The sequence below is a fragment of the Paenibacillus sp. JT22N1 genome (assembly GCF_059692155.1).
In genome coordinates, this window is record NZ_JCAUAW010000019.1 from 124489 (window position 1) to 147557 (window position 23069).

Sequence of the window (23069 nt, forward strand, 5' to 3'; positions counted from 1 at the left end):
CTTTATTTCCCTTGATAGTGAACCCAACGTTTCGACGATATGAAAATCAACGCAGTTAAGGCCATAACAATAACAAATAAGATCCATGCCATGGCCGAAGCATAGCCCATTTTGAAATATCTAAATCCGTTCTCGTATAAATACATGACATAAAATGTCATGGAATTTGCCGGAGTTCCTTGCCCTTTGGTCATTGTGTACGGGAGAGTGAACTGTTGAAATGCACCGATTGTTCCCATCACCAGATTGTAGAAAATAACAGGAGTTAGCAAAGGCAGCGTTACTGTTTTCGCTTTCTGAAACCAATTAGCGCCATCGATTTCCGCTGCTTCGTAGTACTCGTCTGGGATGTCCCCTAAGCCAGCAAGGTAGATAACGACAGCATGACCGATACCCCATAACGACATAAGGATGAGAGAAGGTTTAGACCATGACTCACCACCCAACCAAGGGGGCCCATCGATACCTAGGCTTGCTAACATGCCATTCACCAAACCAAAGTTTGGATGCAATAACCACATCCACAGAACGGCCAAAGCCACCTGTGGCACAAGGGTGGGTAAGAAGAAGATCGTTCGGTATACAGCCATACCCTTGACCTTCATATTTAGCATCATGGCCAGCGCCACACCGAAAAATATACTTAACGGAACAAAAAAAACGGCAAAATAGATCGTGTTGTATATGGACTTCCAAAACAAAGGATCATTAAAAAGATCCTTATAATTATTCAGACCGATAAATTCACCAGGCTGCAGGATGCTGTAAGTAGTGAAGCTGAAGTAGATGGATGCGAACATTGGAATTGCATAAAAGCAAATGAGACCTAAAGCCCAAGGTGAAGCAAAGAGCCACCCAATCAAGTTTGTCGTACGAAATGATCTCTTTTTTCTTGCTGCTGTATGTTTTAAGACATGAATAGACTCAGCTGGTTTTGCCATGTGCATCCTCCTTCCGAATATCATACATGAATAGACAAGGAGAGAGAGGCTCTCCCTGCCTATAGAGTATTTTATTTATTATATTTTTCTAGAGCCTTGTTTACAGTTTCTGTCACTTTATCGAGATTCTCTTTAGGGCTGCCGTTACCGCGAGTGGCCTTTTCCGTTGCGGAAGCTAGTTCATTCCAAAGCAGCTGTCCTTCAGGAATGACCGGACGGTTGTGTGATTTCGGAAGAATATTGACGAATTCTTTCATAATTGGATCGTCCTTGTACCCGAACTTGGCGTTAACCGAATCAATAACCGACATGCCAGACTGGGCGTTAAGCAAATATTGCCCCTCTTCTTTACCCAAGAATTCAAGGAACTTCCAAGCGGGTTCAATGTTCTTGGAGCCTTTAGGGATAATAAGGGACATGCCGCCCGACCACGTACTAAAGTTTGATCCCGTAGGTGTCGGTATCGGTGTAACACCGTAATTCATGTTTGGCTTAAATTTTTTGATACCGGCTACCGTCCAGTTTCCACTTATCTTCATACTGATTTGACCGGAAATGAATGGATCCATTTCATCCGTACCGGCTGCGCTTGTGAATCCTGCAATGTCCTCGACATTGTATTTTTTACCGAAATCGGTCATCCACTGAAGCGCATCTACGACCTTAGGATCATTCGCAGTGATTTTGCCTGTTGATTTATCTTGGAAGTCTCCCCCAAATGACCATCCCCAGCTGTATAGCCAGCCTTGTGAATACCATGGAATAAAACCGATTCGTTTGAAACGTTTACCATCCTTGATGGTCAACTTTTCAGAAGCCGCTTCGAGCTCGGCAAGCGTTTTGGGAGGATTGTTGGGGTCGAGCCCAACTTCTTTGAAATGATCTTTATTGTAAAATAGCAAACGTGAGTCCGTGCCTAACGGAATGGCATATAACTTGCCTTTATAACTGGACTCGTCCCATGCAAATGGATAATATGAGTTCTTACTTATTCCAGCTCCAGCAGCCATCGTAGATAGGTCAGTCAATGAGCCTTGCGCTGCCCATGAGCCGACCTTAAAACGGTCGAAATAGGCAATATCTGGAGGGTTGCCACCTGCGACCGCAGTAAGCAGCTTCTGATCGGCGCCCTCATTGGATTCTGTATACACCAATTTGATTTTGATCGTGGGATTTTTTTCTTCAAATGCTTTCACGACTTTATTCATATTGTCCAAATCGATTGAGGTTAGACCGTGCCACATAGTGACAGTTACATTACCTTGTCCGCTTTTATCGTTCGAGGCTGCTGCAGTTGATGGAGTGGTTGAATTGCTGCCTCCCGTAGTTGGCGTAGTTGATGAACATGCGGTTGCAAGAACTGAAATAGTGAGAACAGATACCAGTGTTGGAAATGCGAGTTTTTTGGATTTTCTCATACATAAATCCCCCTTAAGGTAAGTTTTGTTATTCAACTTCACTTCCTGTAAACCTAGCTCACCTCCGATACAACTCGATGTTCATGAGATCAAAAGTCAATTGATATCACGCGCAATTATGTATGCGTTTACATTATTGCTGAATTTATGATTTTGAATCCTTGGGAGGGAGCCAGTCCACCTCATTTCCATTAAATAGTATGTTTATGTATACTAAGTATATTAATATCGCCGCACATAACATGTCAACTTCAATTTCACGACATGCTTGTCTAAAATTTGACCTATTCCAGACTTTTTTGAAGAGATATCGTCCGCATAGGGCAAGCCAAACAAAACAAAAAAACATGGCTTTACCATGTTTTTTCGATTGCTATTCAATCACCGTTACCGGCTATTTGATGACGATCCGATGTTCGATAATTCTCTGTTCGGGGACCACTTCACCGATTAACTGCGAGACGAGCAAGTCCACCGCTTTTTCGCCCATCCGCCTCTCGTCTTGTTGAATGTGAGTGAATATCGGTTTTCCTAGGTAATCGTTGAGTGAATCGAAGCAAACGATCTCGTATTCGTCCAGTGATTTCCCCAACGAATCGATGACCTGAGCCAGCATGGTTGCGACCAGAAACTCCGAGGCGACAAATGCCTTTACATCAGGGTATTGTTCCAAAAAGCGCTGAATCGTCTCTTTGTCACTATCGATTGCGGTTCCGTCCAGGTTCATGGGGAGGGTCCCCTTTAAATTCGTCAAACAATAGTCCTGATTTAGCTTTAATCCCTCTTGAGTAAAAGCCAAGGTATACCCCAGCAGCCTTTCCTCCAAAGTTGATGTGTTTTCCTCCGGTGGAGACAAGAAGGCGATTTTATCGTGGCCTCTCCCAATCAGATGAATCGTAAGATCCTGGGCGGCTTTCTTATTGTCCGTGTAAACGGAGCAAACCGGAATTCCTTTTAGGTATCTATCGACGAATACAACGGGAAACTTGTCCAATACGAGGCGAAGCAGTTCAGCATTATAATGTTGTCCATGGATGGGAGTCACGATTAAACCCTTGATGCCTAGACGAACAAACAGCTGGATTGCACGTTCTTCTTCCTCCCTGCTCCCACGAGTTCGCTTGATGATCAGATCATATTTGTGCTCAGCGCTCTGCTTTTCCATCGATCGAAGCAGCTGCAGGCCGAATTCGTCGGAGAAATTCGGAATAATGAACCCGATCAACGGTCTTTCTTTCTCATCGGATTCCAGACTCGTGATTTCCTCCGAATGACGTTTATGCTCCAATCCCCCTCTGATACCATCCGCAACAAACGAACCTTTTCCCTGAATTCGTTTGATGACCCCCGCCTCGACCAACTTCTCCAACGCTTTTTTGGAAGTAATGCGGCTGACGCCAAACCGTTCGGCCAATTCTTTTTCAGAAGATACGCGATCTCCTGCCTTCAATTGTCCCTCTTTAATCTCATGAAGGATATGCTTATAAAGCTGTTCATACAAATGTCCTTCCATCCAATTCACCCTAACACCATGTAGTTAATATACTAAGTATATCATTTCATATGTGATTTTCAATCCAAACATTTGAAAAGAGCCTCATGCTTCCCTTCACTATAGCACTTTTCAATATAAAGAAGCCCGATGAGTGTGTTCTTCATCGGGACTTTCTTCAGATGTCATCTTCTCTACTTTTGGTTTTTTCAAAAGGGGACAACCCTTAAAGGGCTCCCTGTGGATAATTAACCGTTGGATTCACACAAGTTGGAAGTGCTTGTCTACCAAGACCTGCCAATAAATTATCCACAGCTAAATGTGCCATGCGATTTCTCGTTTCGTAAGTTGCACTACCTACATGCGGGGTTATTAAGATATTTGGAAGGCTGAGTAGTGGATGGTCTCCCGCAAGGGGTTCTGGGTCGGTCACATCTAAAGCTGCGTATGCAATTTGTTTACTTTTCAATGCTTCGTAAAGGGCCTCGGTATTCACGATAGGCCCGCGTGCCGCATTAATAAAATAAGCCGATGGCTTCATCTGCGCAAACTCCTCAGCTCCAAACATTCCCCGGCTTTGATTCGATAAAGGAACGAGGGTAATGATAAAATCGGACTCTTGCAGCAAGTCCCTAAAGTCGACATATCTCGCTTCGAGTAACTGATCATCCGTACGCCTTGTGCGGTTATAGTAAATAATGTTCAGCCCGCACGCCTTAGCTCTCCTAGCTACAGCGCAGCCGATATCCCCCATGCCTACGATACCAAGAGTTTTCCCATATAAATCTACACCGAAAGGAATGTTGTTAGTACTTGCCCATTTTCCAGATTTGACAAAATCCCAACATTCATGAATTCGGCGAGCTGCGCTCAGCAATAAAGCAAAGGTTAAATCTGCCGTTGTTTCGACAAGCACTCCAGGTGTATTTCCAAAGGGGATTCCCCTCCTCGTGCAGGCATCGATATCTATATTGTCATACCCTACCGATGATTGTGCTACGACTCTTAATTGAGGAGCATTAACCAACAAATCTTCATTTACCTGTACATCACCTGTGCTAAATAAACCCTCTGCATCCTTTAACCATTCGAGTAATAATGTCCGTGGGATCGGTTCAGCTTCTTTCCAAACCTTTACCTCACAATGCTGTTCAATTCTTTCCATGGCAGCAGGCCATGTTTCTTTGGTTAATACCACTTTAAATTTCGCCATAAAGGTTTTTCCCCTTCCAATTATGCAAATATAACAACCCCTCCACGGATCAGGAGTTATCGGTATACTACATTTCGTTATTTTTCCACAGCTTTCACTACTTGAATTAATCTGAATAATTGCTTGGTTGTACTTCTTAGATGATATTTCGTTTCAATAGGATCCATAGCTTGTTCAAGAGACATCGGAGCGCTGATAATGGAATGAAAAGAAGTAACGCCTAGATCGTTCAGTACCGAGGCCTCTTGGGTAACTCCACCAGCTAACGCAATAACCGGAATGCCTTGGGCATTCGCAAGCGCAGCAACTCCCAATGGAGCTTTGCCCATCGACGTTTGTCCATCAAGTTTCCCTTCTCCTGTTATCACGAAATCAGCCCCCGCCATGCTCTCCTTTAATCCGATCTTGTCCAGCACCAGCCCAACACCCGATCGCATCTCCGCCTTTAAAAAAGCAGCAAATGCCGCTCCAAGTCCACCAGCCGCACCCGCTCCAGGGATGTCTTGAAGATTAACACCAAGTTCCCTCTGGACGACACCGGCAAACAGATATAAGCAATGATCCAGCTCCTCCACCATTGCGGGATCTGCTCCTTTTTGAGGGGCAAACACATAAGCCGCTCCGTTAGGTCCGTACAACGGATTATTGACGTCGCAGGCAATCTTAAACTCACATTGTCTTAATTCTGGACGGACTTGGGCCGAATCAATAAGATGAATCTTGCCTAGGGCATTCTCGCCTGGACCAACATCATTGCCCTCTTGGTCCTTGAAAAGGTAGCCTAAAGCCCGAAGCATTCCCACACCCGCATCGTTCGTCGCACTTCCGCCGAGTCCAATGATAAATTCACGGCAGCCTTGCCCTATCGCATGTGCAATGAGCTCGCCGACTCCATGGGTTGTTGTAAGCATCGGATTCCTACTTGCCTCAGGCACTAGCGGCAATCCACAGGCAGCCGCAACCTCAATCACAGCTGTTTTTCCGTTACCTGTTATTCCATAGGATGCCTGAACCGGCTCCATAAGGGGGCCTGTAACCTTAACAGATTGAAGCTGTCCTCCTGTTGCATATACAAGCGCTTCTACCGTTCCTTCACCGCCATCAGCTATCGGGAAACTTACAATATCCGCATTAGGATAAACCTCTTTAATGCCTAAAGCGATCTCTCTGCTTCCTTCCATCGATGAAACGCTGCCCTTAAAAGAATCGATAGCTATGACCACCTTCATTGACTAGGCTCCCCCTTGCTTCGTTCACATTACTATTAGTTTACACAAACTTTGGCAGCCAGTCACCAAGAGCTTCGATCAGATCACACATCATATTTAATCTTTCCCCATAATTGCATCATGAGCCTCTTAAATACAAAGAACCCCGAAATTATGAAAAACATAATTTCGGGGTTCAGATGCGTGATGCAATCTTGAAGTTCCAAAGCATGAATCCACTCATGAAGGTGGAATCCGCCTCCACGCATTTTGGTAATGTTGATAACGTTTGTATCAGGCTCGAAATGTGCAGCAGCACTTCCCGATCCCCTTCCACCAAAAGACACGCCAATCGCCGTTCAGTACGACTAAGCTCAAAGAATCACATGCTTCACTTTCATCAGTTCCCCAACTTTTTGAAACAAAGGGGTGTTATGACCGAGCGACATCGCGCAGTGATGTGTAGGCGTTTCCGCGAACCAGCGTGACATATAGACATCCGGGTGTTCGCGGAATTTGACCGGCGTCTGGGTATTGCCGATTTTCATGATCGGTCCATTCGTAGACTCCCCTTCGGAGCTGATAAGCTTCAGCTTGCCGTCGCCGGTTTGAGTGACATTCAGTGTCGTGATCGGACCCGTTTTTACCTTCGCTTCCACGGATACGCCAGTGCCCTGCTTGCCATGATACAATCCCATTCCGCGTAAGATCGGCTTTCCTTCGGAGATCGCGATATGGAATGGGCCGTCGTGGCCGAGTAAAATCGTCTTGTCGATATAATCAACAACGACAATTTCGGAAAAACTGCCCCCGGTGCCGAGAATATCGCAAATTTTCATCGCGACGGCTGTTTTCAGATCTCCCTCTCCCGAACATGGAATACCGCGGGCGGTGAGCAACGAGTGTCCCACGATGAAGCCGCCTTGAAGTTTCTCATCAGCTCCACCTGGGGCTCCATGGTAATAGTAGGACAAGGCGTCCAGGTCGTACTCTCTGACCAGCTTTTCTTGGGCGGCCGCCACTTTGCATGACCACTCGAGCTGCTCCTCAGTCGGTTTTTTGGCGATTGGATCTGATGGCGAATCCCCACTGATTTGGAACATCATGTGTACCTCTTCAAGCTTAGCCTTGATTTCCTGCGGAGTAACCCCCTGAAGCATGCGATCAAGATCGCACATCTCCAGTACTTCCACATGTAACACACGCCGCTCGCATACCGCAAAAAGTGGCAGCGCTCCAAATAGGGCGACTGCCATTAAGTTTTTAATTGCCGATATCAGGTGTCGGTATAGCTTTGGAGTGGTCCTTGCCGTAGGAGGCGTAGTCGGTGCAGGAGTTGGATCTGGTGCATAGCAAATTGCAGTTTCACAATTTCAAGTTTTGTATATTTTGGCACAATACCCTAGCGAATGACGTACACAAATTGTACGTAATGTGATCCACGAGGCGCGCACTAGACCACCTCAGTTGGCCGCCTCAGCAGCTGTCTTGAGGGCGGCGAGCCAATCGGTGAGCGACGACGTGAGTGCCGCTCGCATGGCGTCGGGGTCTGCCGCCACTGGCGGGCCGTCCCAGGACTCGGTGGTGTGCACGACGACTCCGTTGGGGGTCGTTTTGAATGTCCACACGTGGACGCCATCGATGCCGAGTGCTGGGCCGCCCCAGACAATGCGTTGCATTGGGTCTACCTCGCGGATGGTGGAGACGACGCTCAGCCCGTGGGTCTCCCAGTTGAAGGAGCTGCCGACTGCGATCGGACCAGACAGCTGCGCCCGGGAGACGTTTTTCTGCCAAGCGGGCCACTGGTCGATGCCGGTCTGTAGCTGCCATACGGTCTCTAGCGGAGCGTCGATGACGATGGAAAGGTCGACTATGACCTGGGCGTTGCGGTCGACATCCACGTTGGTCTGATTGAATTTATCCCTATAAATGACCCCGACAATCAGAATGGATATTAGTAAAAGAATGCTCAACATAAATGCGGTTAACTTATACGATCCTTTCAACTACTTTCATCTCCTTATTAATTAAGTTCATTGCTTTTTCCAAAGGAATGACTTCATTTAATCTTTATTATCGATCAACTAACAAGCAATTCGAGATTGCCACGTGTTAGCAGATTGTGTTCTCTTCCACTCTCTTTACGACTGATGATTCTTCTCCTTTATGCTCGCTACTGTTGCGGCAATACCCGCTTCATATGACGTAGCCACACAGCTTCCGACGTACTCAAGTCGAAATTTCTGATCGATGCGGCCGCCTCTATCGTATCGATTCAGAATCTCCTTCGCTCTTGGCCCATGCCATTGAAGCAGTCGCAACATCAAACCACTTATTTATTCTTTCGATGCGTGGGATAGCATGTACAACCGAATAGCTTTCCATGACCGCGTTCAGAATCGCGTGATTGAAGCTGCTTTTTCTTGGATGTGTATAAATGATTAAATGGTTCATATTCTGTCTCCCCAAATTTGTTAGTGATTGATCACTTATTTTTAGTTGTAAAAAGAGAGCCATTTCTTCTCTGCAACGTGCGAACCGTAGCCGTGATTCCCGTTTCGAAGGCGGTTGCCCTCGCCGGTCCGATCAACCGCTCGTATTTGTCACCGCTCAAGACAAGCGGCTCTTCGGTCAAATAGAGCATCTCCACTACTTCCTTCATTACAGGCACAGCCATACCGAGCAAAGACAGCCCGACTCTTCCGAGTGGAATGACCGATTTGGCGCTTCCGCTTGCCTGCTGGGCTATTTGCACGATCTCCCTACCCGAGATCAAGCCTGCGCCAGGTATATGCCAGTTCTGCCCATAAGCATCGTCTCTGCCGGCGAGCTCCGTGATCATGAACGCCGCGTCCGGTAAGTAGACGAACTCGCGGGGGACACGCATATTGCCTATGAAAAATGCCATCTTGCCAGCCGCGATCGCTTCGAGTGTAGAGCCCAGATAAGAAGCCTCATTGGCCGTGGGGCCGTAATAATCCGGCAAGCGGACGATCATGACCTTAGCCCGACTCCAAAGCCCATCGAACAGCATCTTTTCGTAAGCGAGCCTGATCTTGCCCTTCTTTGTATGCGGCTGCTTCGGATGTTCCTCGGTCGCCCGAGCCATCTGTCTTCTGCCATAGGGATAGATGCCATCGATCGCGACTATTTTAATGCTCAGCCGGTCAGCGTCCTCCATAACCGATTTGCCAAGAGGAATCAGCTTGCTTACCATCTCGTGATATGGCACATTCGCGCAATGGAACAAGACGTCCGCACCTTCCGAAGCGGAGACGATGTCATCCGGACGAAAAGCATCACCCACGGCAATCGTCAGATTCTCTGGATGGCCCAACCTAGCCCTAAGATCCTCCAGCTTCTGACGAGATCTCCCGAAGGCCACCGTCTGAATTCCTCGCTTAACCAGTTCTTCCGCAACTGAAGCACCCGTGCCTCCCGTTGCTCCTACTACAATCGCTTTTTCCAAAGGAATCACCTCTTGTTTGTAATTGATCAATCACTAACTTGAAAACAATATAACATGCAGTTATTGATTGGTCAATCACTATTTTTAAAAACCGTCATCCTCCTCATATTTCCTTCAATTCGGGCATTTCCAGTACGACCGAAATGTGCTGTGCCGTCGTTGCACGGAAGTACCCAATCTCCGCAAACACCTGGATCGCTGCAGATATGATGTCCAATTTGCGATTAACCATGGTCATTTCGATTTTTGTCATCAGATAGCCTCCTCCTCAAATAGTTAGTGATCAATCAATCATAATTTCAGTATATAAAAAAATAGCATCGTAGCAATGCGCAGTATTCTCGATTACTCATATTAGAAAATTCTACTTGACTCAGATTATTAAGTTTTCTTAATTTTCGAATATTTGTAGCTATGGTTCTCATAGATTTACATCCATTTTTATAATAAATGTCCCGATCAATATGCTCGATCGGGACTAAAGTTGAATCAGAACAATACTTTATTAATATTTCTAAATAAAAACAACACTTTATTGTTTAGAACAATAAAGTGTTGTAATGAATCAAGAAGTGCTTAAATAACCTAAACCTACTCCACCGTCACACTTTTCGCCAAATTACGAGGCTTATCAACATCATTACCACGCGCCAACGAAGCGTAATACGAAAGCAGCTGAAGCGGTATTACCGCCAACGCAGGTGATAGAACATCCAGCGTCTTAGGAATAACGAAGGTGCTATCTACAGACTTCTGCAGCTCCAGCTCACCTTCTACAGCAATCCCAAGTACATTAGCACCGCGCGCTTTCACTTCTTTAATATTGCTTACCGTCTTCTCAAGCAGTTCATGCTGAGTAGCCAACGCAATCACAGGAACACCATCTTCAATTAGCGCTAGTGTACCGTGCTTTAATTCACCTGCTGCATAAGCTTCTGAATGAATGTAAGAAATCTCTTTCAGCTTCAAAGATCCTTCCATGGCTACCGCATAATCCAAGCCTCTTCCGATGAAGAAGAGATTGTCATGCTTAGCCAACTCCTCAGCGACTGCTTTAATTGCTTCCGCTTGCCCCAAAATTTCTTCCACTTGAGCCGGCAGCTCTTTCAATGCCATAACCGCTTCTTTAATCTCATCCGATGTTTGTGTCCCTAGCGTTTGAGCCAGGTGAAGGCCGAGCAGATAGAAAGCAATTAACTGCGATGTATATCCCTTCGTAGATGCTACTGCAATCTCCAGGCCCGCCCAAGTTGTAATCACATCATCTGCTTCACGTGCTACTGAGCTTCCTACCACATTCGTAATGGCTAGTACATGCGCACCACAACGTTTAGCTTCACGAAGCGCAGCAAGCGTATCAGCCGTCTCACCAGACTGGCTAACTACGATGACAAGCGTATCCTTCGTGATAATCGGTGAACGATAACGATATTCAGAGGCAACATCCGTTTCCACCGGAATGCGCGCCAACTTCTCAATAACATACTTACCAACCATACCTGCATGATAGGCTGTACCACAGGCAACAATATGAACACGATTAATGTTGCGAATCGCTTCAGCTGTAATCGTAAGCTCGTTCAGCGTCACGCCAAGACCATCAGGGGAAATACGGCTGCCCATGGTATCGCGGTACGCTTTGGGTTGATCATAGATCTCTTTCAACATAAAGTGATCAAATCCGGCTTTTTCAGCCGTTACGATGTCCCAATCGACATGAAACATTTCCCTGGAAATAAAATTCCCCTCTAAAGTCATTAATTCGACAGCATCACGCGTCAAAAGCGCCATTTCGCCATCATTCAAAATAAACACATTACGTGTATATTCAAGAATAGCAGGGATATCCGAACCAATGAAGTTCTCGCCTTCACCAATGCCGATAATCAAAGGACTAGCCTGACGCACAGCTACAAGGCGATCCGGTTCATATTCTGTAAGTACGCCTAGTGCGAATGCACCTGTCATATGCTTTACCGCTTTTTGGACAGCTTTAAGGATATCTCCTTCGTACAAATCAGCGATTAAGTGGGAAATAACTTCTGTGTCCGTCTCAGATACAAAGTTATGACCTTTCGCAGTCAACTCTTCTTTGAGACTAATATAGTTTTCGATAATGCCGTTGTGCACAACCGAAAATTTCATCGAATTATCCGTATGAGGATGAGAATTCACATCCGAAGGCTTACCGTGTGTCGCCCAACGCGTATGTCCGATCCCAACGCTTCCGTTCAGTGGAGTCTCATCCAGCTTGGATTCAAGATTCGCGATGCGGCCCTTTGCCTTCTTAATTTGTAAACCATCAGTTGTGTACACAGCTACACCTGCAGAGTCATAGCCTCTATATTCGAGCTTTTTGAGCCCTTCCAATAAAATTTCCTGAGAATTACGCTTTCCAATATAACCAACAATTCCGCACATAGTAGTACCTCCATAGTTTTATAAGCCTCTTCTAAAAGGGCTATTTTTCAAAGATCCTGGTTTAAAAATCAATCAACTAGACAAGAAAAAGAAAAACGGCAAATCAAATAAACCATATATAAGTACGATCATTACGTTCATAATTAATTGATAAATGGATGTTGGATACTTGTCAGCCTGGTCGCCCAAACGTTTTTGCTCTCCAACTTAACGGCACTCCTCATGCCGGAAGGTCCCCGCCGAATGTTTCGAACACCTTCACCTCGTCAACTCACCTGCGTAGTAGTAGCAATCTCACTACATTTCCGTCCCGCTTGCGAGTTCTGGCGCTATTTGTTGCTTAATTAACCTCTATCCTGCCTTTCCTTCTTGAGTCAAATACATCATATTCATTTTAGCGCGAACGCGCAACTTATTTTTTTCTTGGAAAATCCCCCAATTAGCAATAAGCATGAAAGGGGGATCCACATATCCCTGCCTTTTATACTAATTGCTCTTGAATAACCTTAGCAATATCATGAACATAAGCTTCAACTTGTTCTTTGTCAGGACCTTCAGCCATAACACGAATCAACGATTCCGTTCCCGAAGGTCGTACCAGCACGCGACCGTTATCTCCGAGTTCTTCCTCCACTTTTCGAATGGCCTCCTCAATCACTGCGTTGTCCTTGAGCTTGCTTTTATCCGCAACGCGAATATTAACCAACAGCTGCGGGAACTTACGCATAATTCCTTTTAACTCACTAAGCTTACGCCCTGATTGGACAATGGTGTTCACCAGCTGTAAGGCCGTCAGAATCCCATCTCCGGTCGAGATGTAATCGAGGAAGATTACATGTCCCGACTGCTCTCCACCTAAGTTATAACCGCCTTTACGCATCTCTTCCATCACGTAGCGATCGCCTACAGCGGTTTGCAGAGCTTTAAGACCCGCTTTTTCAATCCCTTTGAAAAAGCCAATGTTCGCCATCACCGTCGTCACAATCGTGCCGTGGTTCAGCTTCCCTGTGCGATTCAGCGCATCGCCCAGAATGCTAAGGATGAAGTCGCCGTCGACTTCTTCACCGGTCTCATCGATCGCGATCAGACGATCCGCGTCGCCGTCAAAAGCAAGACCAATGGCTGCGCCATGTTTCACCACTTCTGCGCGAAGCTTCTCAGGATGCGTGGAGCCGCAATGATCGTTGATATTGCGACCGTTCGGCTCAGCGCCGATGGTGATAACCTCCGCTCCTAGCTCGCGGAACACGGTAGGGGCCAGCTCGAAGGCTGAGCCATTCGCGCAGTCCAGAACGACCTTGTATCCGGCGAAAGACTCGGATACCGTCTCCTTCAAGAACGCCAGATAGGCGAACTTCGCATCTGGCTCATCCGAAACCGTGCCAATCTCGCCGCCAACGGGGCGAGGCAATTCATCCACAGCCGCGTCAAGCAGCTGCTCAATCTCAAGCTCCGTCTCGTCTAACAACTTGAAGCCGTCGCCCCCAAAAAACTTAATCCCGTTATCCTCAACCGGATTATGCGAAGCCGAAATCATAACGCCCGCATCGGCTCCGAGCTTCTTCGTTAAATAAGCTACCGCTGGTGTGCTAACGACACCAATGCGAATAACCTCAACACCAATTGATAGCAATCCTGCTACGAGTGAAGCTTCCAGCATTGGACCCGAGATCCGTGTATCTCTCCCGATAACAACCTTCGGATGCTTAGCCTGTCTCGTTAATACATATCCGCCACAGCGGCCTACTTTATAAGCTAATTCTGGCGTGAGTTCGCCATTCGCGACACCTCGCACACCATCTGTTCCGAAATATTTCCCCATATCTCTATTCTCCTCTTTTTTACACCATTATGGATTTGCTGTTTTAGCTGCTTTCTCGCTGATTTCTACTGTCGCCTTCACTTCTTGTGGCAATCCGAGCTTCACATAGGTAGGCAAGTTTAACGTTACCTTCAGCTCATGCTTACCTGGCGGCAAATTACTAACATCCAGGATCGCCTGTACATCCTGCACTTTCATCTGATCAATGAGTGCAGGAGCGCCCTCTACCGTAATGTTTAGATTAGCCGTCTCCGGCAGTGTGACTTTCGTATTATAATTTTCGTTTTGACCAATAATCGTAATCGGTACATTTTCCAAAGCCTTCGTAATGGAAGGAACAATTTCCACGTGAACCGTAACTTTAGCAGGATCCAGTTGAGTTACTTTATTCCTTAAGGGAATGTCCAGTGCAAACTCCTTTGTTTCCTTCAAATCTTGAACACTTAGCTGCGGCCCCTGATAAAACTCTAGTCGATCTACAACATCTTGAGTACCGTAGACAGTTACCTTGTCTGGATTTTGAGTAACCATTGCTATCGCGAAACCTTTCGGCGGCTCTCCACTAATCTTCATCTGCAGCGGTATGGTTTGGAACGGGCTCGTGATTGGCACTTCGACATCGACCACCGAAGGATTGATATTCAAAGTTACTTCTTTGCCATCTTTATCAAAAGCTTGAAGTCTCACTTGCTTCGTAACAGCAGCCTGAGCCTTATCTACCGAGACCTCGCCGCGAACATTCTCGATCTGCTCGAGCTTACTGGTTTGCGCGGTAATATATACTTTGGCTGGCTTTACAATCGGCTGTCCGGCTTTGAGGCCCGCTGCCGGTGTTCCTTTGACATTAATGACGACTGGCACTTCTTTCATTTGCAGCTCTTCGATAATCACATGCACCGTTCTAGGAACAATCTGAACTTCCACATCTGAAGGAAAACCAACCGGTTTAAGCGTAACTTGATGATCTCCCTTGCCCACTTGCGTCAAGTCGAGCTCAATTTGATAGGAATTACTGGTCGTCACTTTCTTAACCGATGATTCCTTCCCTTTCACAATAACCTGTACGTTGGCAGGAGCCATGGACGAAATGTGGTAATGAGTTTCATCATATTTTGTCGTAATAGCTACATTATTTATGGTTTCCTCCCGCTCGCGGAGAGGCGAATTTCCAGATAGATTGGTTTCTTCCATGTGAACAACAACCCATAGCAGAATACCTATAACAAGTGCGACAATCCGCACCACATTCGTATTGCGTAACCATTTATCCATTCGAACGACCCCTCCATTTCAAGAAAGGGTTTTTCTCTTTTGTTTTCGCCTTCGGCTTCAGTTCTTCGAACAATTTGGCAATCAAAGACTCTTCTTTAATGTCCCGTACGATATGACCATTCATTGTGAGCGAAATTTGCCCGGTCTCTTCCGAAACAATGATACACATCCCATCTGATACCTCACTCATCCCAATAGCCGCACGATGACGTGTACCAAGCTCTTTACTGATAAAGGGATTCTCAGACAAGGGCAAATAACAACCAGCAGCCATTAATTGGCCTTGTCGAATAATTACAGCGCCATCGTGAAGCGGCGTATTCGGTATGAAAATATTAATCAACAGCTCCGCGCTGATCTTACTCTCTATCGCAATACCGGACTCGACATAATCGGTCAGACCGGTCTCTTTCTCGAAAACAATCAAGGCCCCTATCTTTCTTTTGGCCAAATAATTCGCAGCACGTATCACTTCACTAATCCGCTTATTAACATCTTGATCCTCTTCCGTAGAAGATCGGCTGAATAGCTTCCCCCGGCCCAACTGCTCCAATGCCCGCCTTAGCTCCGGTTGAAAAATAATAATGACCCCAAGAACCCCGAACGTAAAGGTCTGGTTCATCATCCATTGCAGCGTACTGAGCTGAAACCAAATACTAAATACCCATGTAATGACGACAACAAGGATGCCCTTCATAAGTTGAATAGCCCTTGTCCCTCGCACCAACAGGATCAGCTTATAAATCACATAGCTAACGATCAGAATATCAACGATATCCTTAGCCGAGATGCTCGTGAGTAAGTCCATTTATTTTTCTCCCCCAGCGACTGAACACAGTGATCTCTCTATAATAGAATCATAACATAAACCCAGATATACTTCTATTTTTCTCTCTACACAAGACGTTATTAAATCGAGTTTGGTTCATTTTATTAGTATATGAAGAAAAAAACGTCCTCCTCAGGCAAAGAGCCATTTGGAAGACGTTTCAAGCTAATGTGAGAGCATTCCCACGAACTCGCCTAATTTATACCAGACCCAGCCCAATGCTTCATCGACTTGCGTGACGTGCCCAGAGATATGCGCGGTCGATGCCAAATTGAGAGAACCGTCAATAACGATTAAGTTTCCCGTTACATCGCCTTCTACCTTTAGTTTACCCCGCTTAACGACGAGATCACCATTCACAGTATGCCCCTGCGGTACGGTAACTGTATCACCCTCGATCACAACGTCCTGAAGGTTACTTCCCTGCACCATCAAATTCGTATTATCATTCCACATGGACATGAAACTTCCGAACATGACAGTAGCGAAAACAACAGCTACCGATACAGCAGGATGCTTGCGAATGAAGTCCATCCAGGAATTGCGCTTCTTCACTGGAGGCAGTCCGCTCATGATTTGTGCAGTTAACGTATCAGATACTCTAACGGGAGGCAGCATTCTAACCATCGCGTCCGTTTTCTCCAATTGTCTGAAAAGAGCATGACATGCTTGGCAAGATATCAAATGCTCCTTCAATCGCTGAGAATCGGATTCCTGCAAATCACCGTCGAGATATTCATGTATGAGCGGGAGGGCTTCTTTACAATTCATGATTCAGCCACCCCTTTCTTAGACTTTTGCATGTTGTGGTATACCATACGTTTGAATTTCAAATATGTTTCACATATGAACAGGATTTGTGCTACCAACTTGATCCTCCTGCTCTAACCTTTTACGCAAGTACTCCCGCCCACGATGTACACGTGTTTTGATCGTTGTAACTGGCATATCAAGTACGTCGCTTATCTCCTGCAAAGACATATCGTGCAGATATCGCAGAATCACAACGGATTTATATTTTTCAGGTAACGTTTCAATAGCCCGGCGTATCTGTTCCTGTGTTTCGGACACAATCACCTGCTTCTCAGGTGTGTCCTCATGACTTGGGAGCATGGCATAATAATCATTGCCCTCTCCATCTGGCATCTCCGCATCTAGCGAGTAGGTGTTCTTTCTTCGACGCAGCTTATCGATACACAGATTCGTCCCTATACGGAAAATCCAAGTCGAAAACTTCTGATTCTCATCGTATCGGTGCAGATTGGTATACACCCGCAAGAACGTCTCCTGCACAGCATCCTCGGCTTCTTGCTTATTATTCAGCATACGGTAAGCCAAATGAAAGATCTTGTCCTTATAGAGCTCCACAAGCTCTGCAAAAGCATTCCGATCCCCATTCCTGGCCAGCTTAGCCAGACGTGCTTCTACAAAGTTCAATTCGATTTCCTCCGGCTTCTCGACAATTCAAATCCTAATATAGGGACCTTTAATCGTAGATTAAAGTCTCTCTGCTATATATACGCAGAAATTATGATTTGTTTTCAGAAATAATTATGCCTCCTATGATCAGTCCCATCCCTAACCATTGTAACCCATTTACCGGTTCTCCTATAAGTAAGTAGGCAGCGATAACGGCCACTGGTAGCTCCACCGATCCAAGCATTGCGGAAAGCGTACTACCGATTCGCGGAATTCCGATATTAAACGACACCGTAGGAACAACCTGCCCCAAGAAGCCCAACAAAAGCCCCCATAAAAGCAGCGTACTTCCATTCTCATGCACAAAGACCGTCGGAGGATACAGGATATACATCACAGGCATCGCCGCGGTAAGCATAATAGCCGAATTCATAAGGGGAGGCAGTGTACTAACTACTTGTCCAGTGAAAAAAAGGAATATGCTGTACGTCAGAGCCGACAACAATCCATACGAAATTCCCAGTAAACTAAATTGTTCCCAGTTCGTCTCGAACACATTTACGGCGAGTAAAGTACCCACCAAAATTAAGACAATCGCTATGCTTTCTGCCTTTCTTGGAAGCCTTCGTTTCACGATACAATCCATTGCAATTGTCATCCATGTGAACTGAAACAGAAGAATAATCGATAAAGATGCATTCAACTCTTTTAAAGCAATATTGTAAAAGACCGTCGTTAAAGCCAATCCAAAAATACCTATCAAACCAAGCTTAATCCAAGGACCTTTAAAGGGATTGACCCATGATTTTTTGTGAAAAAGAATCAACAACCATACAAACAGGGTTCCCATCGTCATTTGTGCCGGCGTAATTTGCCCATCAGTAAATCCTTGATCATATGCCATCTTGATAAAAGAGGAAAGCAAGCCGTAGCTTGACGCCCCGATAATGACAAGGACCATTGCTAACCATCGCCCCATGTTGAAGCACAACTCCTGTCTATGGGCAGTTCTTATAAGGACAGGAAAAGTCGAGCTGCCTACGTTACACGTGGCCCCCGACTTTATCATCCTGTATCTTACTTCTACGTTCTAAGTTTTTATCAGCCCGTATTTCTAAGCCCAGCGGCTATTCCGTTAATCGTAAGCAGCACTTCACGAAGCAGGATAGCATCATCCTCGTTGTTCTCACGTAGTGCACGAAGCTCAGTAAGCAGCTCTACCTGCATATAGCTCAGCGGATCTACATAGGGATTACGCAGACGGATGGACTCCTGAATAACAGGAACATTATCCAAAATCTCTTGCTGACCCGTAATTTGTAAAATGATAGACGAAGTCAGTTCATATTCTTCCCTAATGAGATTGAAGATACGCTCTGCAATTGCAGATTCTTTGACCAGGTTGCCGTATTCCTTAGCAATTTGAAGGTCTGCCTTGGCAAGAGCCATTTGCAAATTATCAATCATCGTCTGGAAGAACGACCAATTCTCATACATTTCTTTTAAAGTTTCTAAGTTCGCCGCATTTCCTTGATAAAAGCTTTGGAGACCCGAACCCGCCGCATACCAAGCCGGAAGCAAATATCTCGTTTGGGTCCAAGAGAACACCCAAGGAATCGCGCGTAAATCTTCGAATTTATCGCTGTTTTTCCGCTTGGATGGACGTGAACCGATATTCAGCTCGCCAATCTCTGGAAGCGGTGTGGATTCTTTGAAGAACGTTAAGAAGTCTTCGTCTCGGAAAATGAGATCCTGATACTTCGTCTGTGCTTGTTCCGAAATACCACGCATAATGTTCTCCCACTTGTCTTCCAGTGGGTTTCTTTGCGGAGAACGGGATAATTTGGATGCCGTAATTAACGCAAAAGTCGCTTGCTCCAAGCTGCGGTAAGCAATACCTTGCAAGGAATAACGGGAAGATAATACTTCGCCTTGCTCCGTAATCTTAATGCCGCCACCAAGCGTTTCAACCGGCTGAGCCAGAATGCTGCGGTTAAGCGGCATACCTCCGCGACCAAGTGCTCCGCCACGGCCATGGAAAAACTTCAGCTTCACGCCATATTCTTTAGCGGCTTCCGTAATATCCTGGAGCGCCATACGAAGCTCCCAGTTCGCTGTAATTACACCGCCGTCTTTATTACTGTCTGAGTAGCCCAGCATAATCTCATGGAGCTGTGTTACAGGGTCAAGGCTAGCTTTATAAGCAGGGATCGCTAATAACGTGCTCATAATGCCAGGAGCCGCATGCAGGTCATCGATTGTCTCAAAAAGAGGTACAGACTGAAGCGTACTCGTCACGCTGCCATCGCTCTCTTTGCGATATAATCCAGCTTCTTTCGCAAAAACAACAACCTCCAAGAGATCACTTGCTCCTTGCGTCATACTGATGAGATAGCTGCTAATACAGTTGCGACCGAATTCCTTCTGTGCTTTGCCCACAGTACGATAAACATCTATACACTCCTGTGTACTTTCCGAGTAATCTAAATACGTAGATGTAATTGGTCTTGGATCATTCAGTACATCCGTTAAGAGACTGATTTTCTCCTCTTCTGATAGCTTACTGTAATCACTCGTGATGCCCATTTTCGCTAAAACCTCAGTCATCGCATTTTCATGCTCTTTACTGTGCTGTCTGATATCCAGAGCAGCCAAGTGGAAGCCGAATAGCTCAACCTGACGAATAAGCTTTTTAATATATTTGTCAGCTACATAGTCAGCAAAATGCATCCTCAAGCTAGCCTCGATGATTTTCAAATCACTAATAAACTCTTCCGGACTGTTGTATTTCTGGTTTGTAGCTACATTCGGATTGCCAGTGTTATGAACCTTCTCAATCATATAAGTCGTCTTGATGCGATATGGCTCTTTCTCATTACGCCAAACGTCCTGTATATTCCCCATAGCTTCACGGTCGCATTGAATAGATTCAATTAGATCGTCGCTAACGTTCACGATGCTTTTACTGAAGCTCATATTCTCAAGTGTTTCTTTGAGAACTTCTTCATACTTCTGCAAAGCCAGTTGACGATGCAACCCTAATGTTTCCCAAGTCACATTCGCTCTGACCGATGGGTTACCGTCACGATCTCCACCAATCCATGAACCGAATTTCAAGAAGGACGGCACATGCCATGAGTCTTGTGGGTAATATTTATTTAAACAGCGCTCAAGCTCATGATAGATCTCTGGAAGTACGTCAAATAAAGTTTCGTCAAAAAAATACATACCATTACGAACTTCATCAATAACCGTTGGTTTCCGATCACGAAGCTCGTCCGTTTGCCAAAGATTAAGAACCTCTCCAAGCAGCTTCTCACGCAATTGCTCACGCTCACGATAAGTCAGCATAGGATTATCGAGTTTCATCATATCTTCCGAGATACGCAGATTAATATCAAGCACAGCTCTACGCATAGCCTCTGTCGGGTGTGCTGTCATAACTAGTTCCAAAGAGATAGCTTTCAGAATTTCTTGAACCTCTGCATATGGAATATGATTATTCTTTAACTCTTGCACAATGCTCTCTATGGAACCTGGCTGCACGGATTCACCGGAGGAACGCTCGTAATCTCTTTTACGACGGATCCGATGGTTCTGCTCAGCAATATTAACAAGTTGGAAGTAAATAGCGAATGCACGAATCACTTGATGACGAATCTCCGGATCCAAGGAGGAGATCGTTTTCTTGAATTCATCATATATCTCGATTACATAGTGTGCTCTTAAAGACTTACTCATCTCACGAATTCTCTCGACAACATCAAGCAGATCATTACCGCCTTGATGAACCAGAACTTCACCTAGTATGTGGCCCAAGAAGCGTACGTCCCTGCGCAGCAGGTTATTCGTTGCTTGCTTCTGTAGGACAATATCATTCTCTAACATAACTCTCCACCTCATCTATTCACTATGTTGCATTAATGCTTCTCTCTACAAAAGCTAGATGCTACAAAAACTCATTTCAGAATATTTTACCACAATACGCCCTCTGCACATAGTATTAAAATAAAAAAAAGCCACGCCTGAGCGTGGTAATTTATGTATTGCTTCATTTTCAGCCTACACAAATTCACGAACGCTCGAATCTAAATAGGTTCAATTCCTTTCCCGCTCAAATGAAAAAAGACCACCCGAAGGTGATCTTTTTCTGTAAAGCGGGCGGCGGGAATACTCCAAATACTTATTTGATATGCTTCCTACGGAAGCGGCTAGTGGTATATTTGGACGCGCGTCCTACTTGGGTATATTCTATGATGTCTTCACGGACGGTCGAACCCATACGGATTCTCTTCCTTTCCCGCTCAAATGAAAAAAGACCACCCGAAGGTGATCTTTTTCTGTAAAGCGGGCGGCGGGAATCGAACCCGCGCGATCAGCTTGGAAGGCTGAAGTTCTACCATTAAACTACGCCCGCGTGTCTATCGGGACGACACGATTTGAACATGCGACCCCCTGCTCCCAAAGCAGGTGCTCTACCAAGCTGAGCTACGTCCCGATAAGGTATAACATATGAAAAATGGCGCGCCCTGAGAGATTCGAACTCCCGACCTTTTGATTCGTAGTCAAATACTCTATCCAGCTGAGCTAAGGGCGCTTAATAAAATGGAGCGGAAGACGGGGATCGAACCCGCGACCCTCGCCTTGGCAAGGCGATGCTCTACCGCTGAGCCACTTCCGCATGGGTACCTCAGGAGTATGAATACTTCTGAGGATTTAATGCGCGTAGAGGGACTTGAACCCCCACGGTCACCCGCTAGATCCTAAGTCTAGTGCGTCTGCCAATTCCGCCATACGCGCATGCTGTAAATAAGGCAAAGTGAGAGACTTTGATCTACGATCAAAGATCCATATATATGGTGAGTCATGTAGGATTCGAACCTACGACACCCTGATTAAAAGTCAGGTGCTCTACCAACTGAGCTAATGACTCATATGAAGAACTGGGGATCAAGGATTTGAACCTTGGCATGACGGAGTCAAAGTCCGTTGCCTTACCGCTTGGCTAATCCCCATCGAAAACATGCCGTCGAGAGGACTTGAACCCCCAACCTACTGATTACAAGTCAGTTGCTCTACCAGTTGAGCTACAACGGCATATAAAGTTAATGGTGGAGGCTGACGGGATCGAACCGCCGACCCTCTGCTTGTAAGGCAGATGCTCTCCCAGCTGAGCTAAGCCTCCCTGGGATGGAACTAGAAAATTGATGGTGACCCGTAGGGGACTCGAACCCCTGTTACCTCCGTGAAAGGGAGGTGTCTTAACCACTTGACCAACGGGCCTTACTAATAAATTACTGGAGCTTCCAACCGGAATCGAACCGGTGACCTCATCCTTACCATGGATGCACTCTACCGACTGAGCTATGGAAGCATTGGCTCCCCGAACAGGACTCGAACCTGTGACAACTCGATTAACAGTCGAGTGCTCTACCAACTGAGCTATCAGGGAAAACTGCTTGGCAACGTTCTACTCTCCCAGAACCCTGCGGTTCAAGTACCATCGACGCTGGAGGGCTTAACGGTCGTGTTCGAGATGGGAACGCGTGGGTCCCCTCCGCCATC

The 23069-nt window shown here is 45.8% G+C and carries 17 protein-coding genes, 12 tRNA genes, 1 rRNA gene and 1 pseudogene; all 31 read right to left on the bottom strand.

All coding sequences use genetic code 11. The features are described 5' to 3' along the window. Nucleotides 1-2: 2 nt before the first annotated feature. A complete protein-coding gene (locus tag AC58UU_RS30375) occupies nucleotides 3-941 on the bottom strand; it encodes a carbohydrate ABC transporter permease (protein ID WP_171644926.1) in 939 nt (312 codons plus the stop codon). Nucleotides 942-1012: 71 nt separating this feature from the next. Beyond that, entirely contained in the window at nucleotides 1013-2359 is a 1347-nt protein-coding gene (locus tag AC58UU_RS30380) for an ABC transporter substrate-binding protein (protein ID WP_497321145.1), read from the bottom strand. A gap of 394 nt (nucleotides 2360-2753) precedes the next feature. Continuing rightward, nucleotides 2754-3872: a GntR family transcriptional regulator gene (locus tag AC58UU_RS30385; protein WP_497321174.1), complete on the bottom strand. Its 1119-nt coding sequence runs from the start codon at nucleotides 3870-3872 to the stop codon at nucleotides 2754-2756. A gap of 205 nt (nucleotides 3873-4077) precedes the next feature. After that, nucleotides 4078-5064: a 2-hydroxyacid dehydrogenase gene (locus AC58UU_RS30390; protein WP_497321147.1), complete on the bottom strand. Its 987-nt coding sequence runs from the start codon at nucleotides 5062-5064 to the stop codon at nucleotides 4078-4080. Between the two features lie 77 nt (nucleotides 5065-5141). Further along, nucleotides 5142-6293, bottom strand: a complete 1152-nt coding sequence (locus AC58UU_RS30395) for a glycerate kinase (RefSeq protein ID WP_497321148.1) — start codon at nucleotides 6291-6293, stop codon at nucleotides 5142-5144. A gap of 353 nt (nucleotides 6294-6646) precedes the next feature. Continuing rightward, nucleotides 6647-7528 carry a hypothetical protein gene (locus tag AC58UU_RS30400; protein WP_497321150.1) on the bottom strand — a complete coding sequence of 294 codons (882 nt, stop codon included), beginning with the start codon at nucleotides 7526-7528 and terminating at the stop codon, nucleotides 6647-6649. A gap of 207 nt (nucleotides 7529-7735) precedes the next feature. Further along, on the bottom strand, nucleotides 7736-8248 hold the full coding sequence (locus tag AC58UU_RS30405) for an SRPBCC family protein (RefSeq protein ID WP_497321152.1): 513 nt from the start codon (nucleotides 8246-8248) through the stop codon (nucleotides 7736-7738). A 286-nt stretch (nucleotides 8249-8534) separates the two neighbouring features. Continuing rightward, nucleotides 8535-8726, bottom strand: a complete 192-nt coding sequence (locus tag AC58UU_RS30410) for a hypothetical protein (RefSeq protein WP_497321154.1) — start codon at nucleotides 8724-8726, stop codon at nucleotides 8535-8537. A gap of 31 nt (nucleotides 8727-8757) precedes the next feature. Next, nucleotides 8758-9741 (bottom strand): NAD(P)H-binding protein, encoded by a 984-nt coding sequence (locus AC58UU_RS30415; protein ID WP_497321156.1) that lies wholly within the window; start codon nucleotides 9739-9741, stop codon nucleotides 8758-8760. Nucleotides 9742-9889: 148 nt separating this feature from the next. Next, nucleotides 9890-9979: pseudogene (locus AC58UU_RS30420) on the bottom strand (TetR/AcrR family transcriptional regulator); the annotation flags it as partial. A 353-nt stretch (nucleotides 9980-10332) separates the two neighbouring features. Next, entirely contained in the window at nucleotides 10333-12162 is a 1830-nt protein-coding gene (glmS, locus tag AC58UU_RS30425; protein ID WP_497321157.1) for a glutamine--fructose-6-phosphate transaminase (isomerizing), read from the bottom strand. A 481-nt stretch (nucleotides 12163-12643) separates the two neighbouring features. Further along, nucleotides 12644-13984: a phosphoglucosamine mutase gene (gene glmM / locus AC58UU_RS30430; protein ID WP_173193434.1), complete on the bottom strand. Its 1341-nt coding sequence runs from the start codon at nucleotides 13982-13984 to the stop codon at nucleotides 12644-12646. A 27-nt stretch (nucleotides 13985-14011) separates the two neighbouring features. Beyond that, the gene (locus AC58UU_RS30435) at nucleotides 14012-15256 is read right to left on the bottom strand and encodes a CdaR family protein (RefSeq protein WP_497321159.1); all 1245 of its coding nucleotides are present in this window, start codon (nucleotides 15254-15256) and stop codon (nucleotides 14012-14014) included. Beyond that, entirely contained in the window at nucleotides 15249-16064 is an 816-nt protein-coding gene (gene cdaA / locus AC58UU_RS30440; RefSeq protein ID WP_057303911.1) for a diadenylate cyclase CdaA, read from the bottom strand. The genes AC58UU_RS30435 and cdaA overlap by 8 nt, the downstream gene beginning before the upstream one ends. 186 nt (nucleotides 16065-16250) lie before the next feature. Beyond that, nucleotides 16251-16856, bottom strand: a complete 606-nt coding sequence (locus AC58UU_RS30445) for a zf-HC2 domain-containing protein (protein WP_497321160.1) — start codon at nucleotides 16854-16856, stop codon at nucleotides 16251-16253. Between the two features lie 69 nt (nucleotides 16857-16925). Then, nucleotides 16926-17522, bottom strand: a complete 597-nt coding sequence (gene sigW, locus AC58UU_RS30450; RefSeq protein ID WP_171693118.1) for an RNA polymerase sigma factor SigW — start codon at nucleotides 17520-17522, stop codon at nucleotides 16926-16928. Between the two features lie 91 nt (nucleotides 17523-17613). Beyond that, nucleotides 17614-18483, bottom strand: coding sequence for a DMT family transporter (locus AC58UU_RS30455; protein WP_497321162.1), 870 nt, complete (start codon nucleotides 18481-18483; stop codon nucleotides 17614-17616). A gap of 122 nt (nucleotides 18484-18605) precedes the next feature. Continuing rightward, the gene (ppc, locus tag AC58UU_RS30460; protein WP_497321164.1) at nucleotides 18606-21392 is read right to left on the bottom strand and encodes a phosphoenolpyruvate carboxylase; all 2787 of its coding nucleotides are present in this window, start codon (nucleotides 21390-21392) and stop codon (nucleotides 18606-18608) included. A 458-nt stretch (nucleotides 21393-21850) separates the two neighbouring features. After that, nucleotides 21851-21921, bottom strand: a tRNA-Gly gene (locus AC58UU_RS30465). Between the two features lie 7 nt (nucleotides 21922-21928). Next, nucleotides 21929-22002 (bottom strand) — tRNA-Pro (locus AC58UU_RS30470). Nucleotides 22003-22024: 22 nt separating this feature from the next. Next, nucleotides 22025-22101: transfer RNA gene (locus AC58UU_RS30475), tRNA-Arg, on the bottom strand. 9 nt (nucleotides 22102-22110) lie between these two features. Beyond that, nucleotides 22111-22185: transfer RNA gene (locus tag AC58UU_RS30480), tRNA-Gly, on the bottom strand. A 39-nt stretch (nucleotides 22186-22224) separates the two neighbouring features. Continuing rightward, nucleotides 22225-22304 (bottom strand) — tRNA-Leu (locus tag AC58UU_RS30485). A gap of 57 nt (nucleotides 22305-22361) precedes the next feature. Continuing rightward, a tRNA-Lys gene (locus tag AC58UU_RS30490) sits at nucleotides 22362-22437 on the bottom strand. A gap of 10 nt (nucleotides 22438-22447) precedes the next feature. Next, a tRNA-Gln gene (locus AC58UU_RS30495) sits at nucleotides 22448-22519 on the bottom strand. A gap of 9 nt (nucleotides 22520-22528) precedes the next feature. Continuing rightward, nucleotides 22529-22601, bottom strand: a tRNA-Thr gene (locus AC58UU_RS30500). Between the two features lie 12 nt (nucleotides 22602-22613). Then, nucleotides 22614-22689: transfer RNA gene (locus tag AC58UU_RS30505), tRNA-Val, on the bottom strand. Between the two features lie 23 nt (nucleotides 22690-22712). Beyond that, nucleotides 22713-22787 (bottom strand) — tRNA-Glu (locus AC58UU_RS30510). A gap of 15 nt (nucleotides 22788-22802) precedes the next feature. Then, a tRNA-Thr gene (locus tag AC58UU_RS30515) sits at nucleotides 22803-22878 on the bottom strand. A 2-nt stretch (nucleotides 22879-22880) separates the two neighbouring features. Further along, a tRNA-Asn gene (locus tag AC58UU_RS30520) sits at nucleotides 22881-22956 on the bottom strand. 5 nt (nucleotides 22957-22961) lie between these two features. After that, nucleotides 22962-23069 (bottom strand): 5S ribosomal RNA (gene rrf / locus AC58UU_RS30525); the annotation flags it as partial.

What these genes read in the sequence shown, in the direction of transcription:
- AC58UU_RS30375 (WP_171644926.1), bottom strand. Translation starts at nt 941, where the DNA reads ATGGCAAAACCAGCTGAGTCTATTCATGTCTTAAAACATACAGCAGCA.
- AC58UU_RS30380 (WP_497321145.1), bottom strand. Translation starts at nt 2,359, where the DNA reads ATGAGAAAATCCAAAAAACTCGCATTTCCAACACTGGTATCTGTTCTC.
- AC58UU_RS30385 (WP_497321174.1), bottom strand. Translation starts at nt 3,872, where the DNA reads ATGGAAGGACATTTGTATGAACAGCTTTATAAGCATATCCTTCATGAG.
- AC58UU_RS30390 (WP_497321147.1), bottom strand. Translation starts at nt 5,064, where the DNA reads ATGGCGAAATTTAAAGTGGTATTAACCAAAGAAACATGGCCTGCTGCC.
- AC58UU_RS30395 (WP_497321148.1), bottom strand. Translation starts at nt 6,293, where the DNA reads ATGAAGGTGGTCATAGCTATCGATTCTTTTAAGGGCAGCGTTTCATCG.
- AC58UU_RS30400 (WP_497321150.1), bottom strand. Translation starts at nt 7,528, where the DNA reads ATGGCAGTCGCCCTATTTGGAGCGCTGCCACTTTTTGCGGTATGCGAG.
- AC58UU_RS30405 (WP_497321152.1), bottom strand. Translation starts at nt 8,248, where the DNA reads ATGTTGAGCATTCTTTTACTAATATCCATTCTGATTGTCGGGGTCATT.
- AC58UU_RS30410 (WP_497321154.1), bottom strand. Translation starts at nt 8,726, where the DNA reads ATGAACCATTTAATCATTTATACACATCCAAGAAAAAGCAGCTTCAAT.
- glmS (WP_497321157.1), bottom strand. Translation starts at nt 12,162, where the DNA reads ATGTGCGGAATTGTTGGTTATATTGGAAAGCGTAATTCTCAGGAAATT.
- glmM (WP_173193434.1), bottom strand. Translation starts at nt 13,984, where the DNA reads ATGGGGAAATATTTCGGAACAGATGGTGTGCGAGGTGTCGCGAATGGC.
- AC58UU_RS30435 (WP_497321159.1), bottom strand. Translation starts at nt 15,256, where the DNA reads ATGGATAAATGGTTACGCAATACGAATGTGGTGCGGATTGTCGCACTT.
- cdaA (WP_057303911.1), bottom strand. Translation starts at nt 16,064, where the DNA reads ATGGACTTACTCACGAGCATCTCGGCTAAGGATATCGTTGATATTCTG.
- AC58UU_RS30445 (WP_497321160.1), bottom strand. Translation starts at nt 16,856, where the DNA reads ATGAATTGTAAAGAAGCCCTCCCGCTCATACATGAATATCTCGACGGT.
- AC58UU_RS30455 (WP_497321162.1), bottom strand. Translation starts at nt 18,483, where the DNA reads ATGGGGCGATGGTTAGCAATGGTCCTTGTCATTATCGGGGCGTCAAGC.
- ppc (WP_497321164.1), bottom strand. Translation starts at nt 21,392, where the DNA reads ATGTTAGAGAATGATATTGTCCTACAGAAGCAAGCAACGAATAACCTG.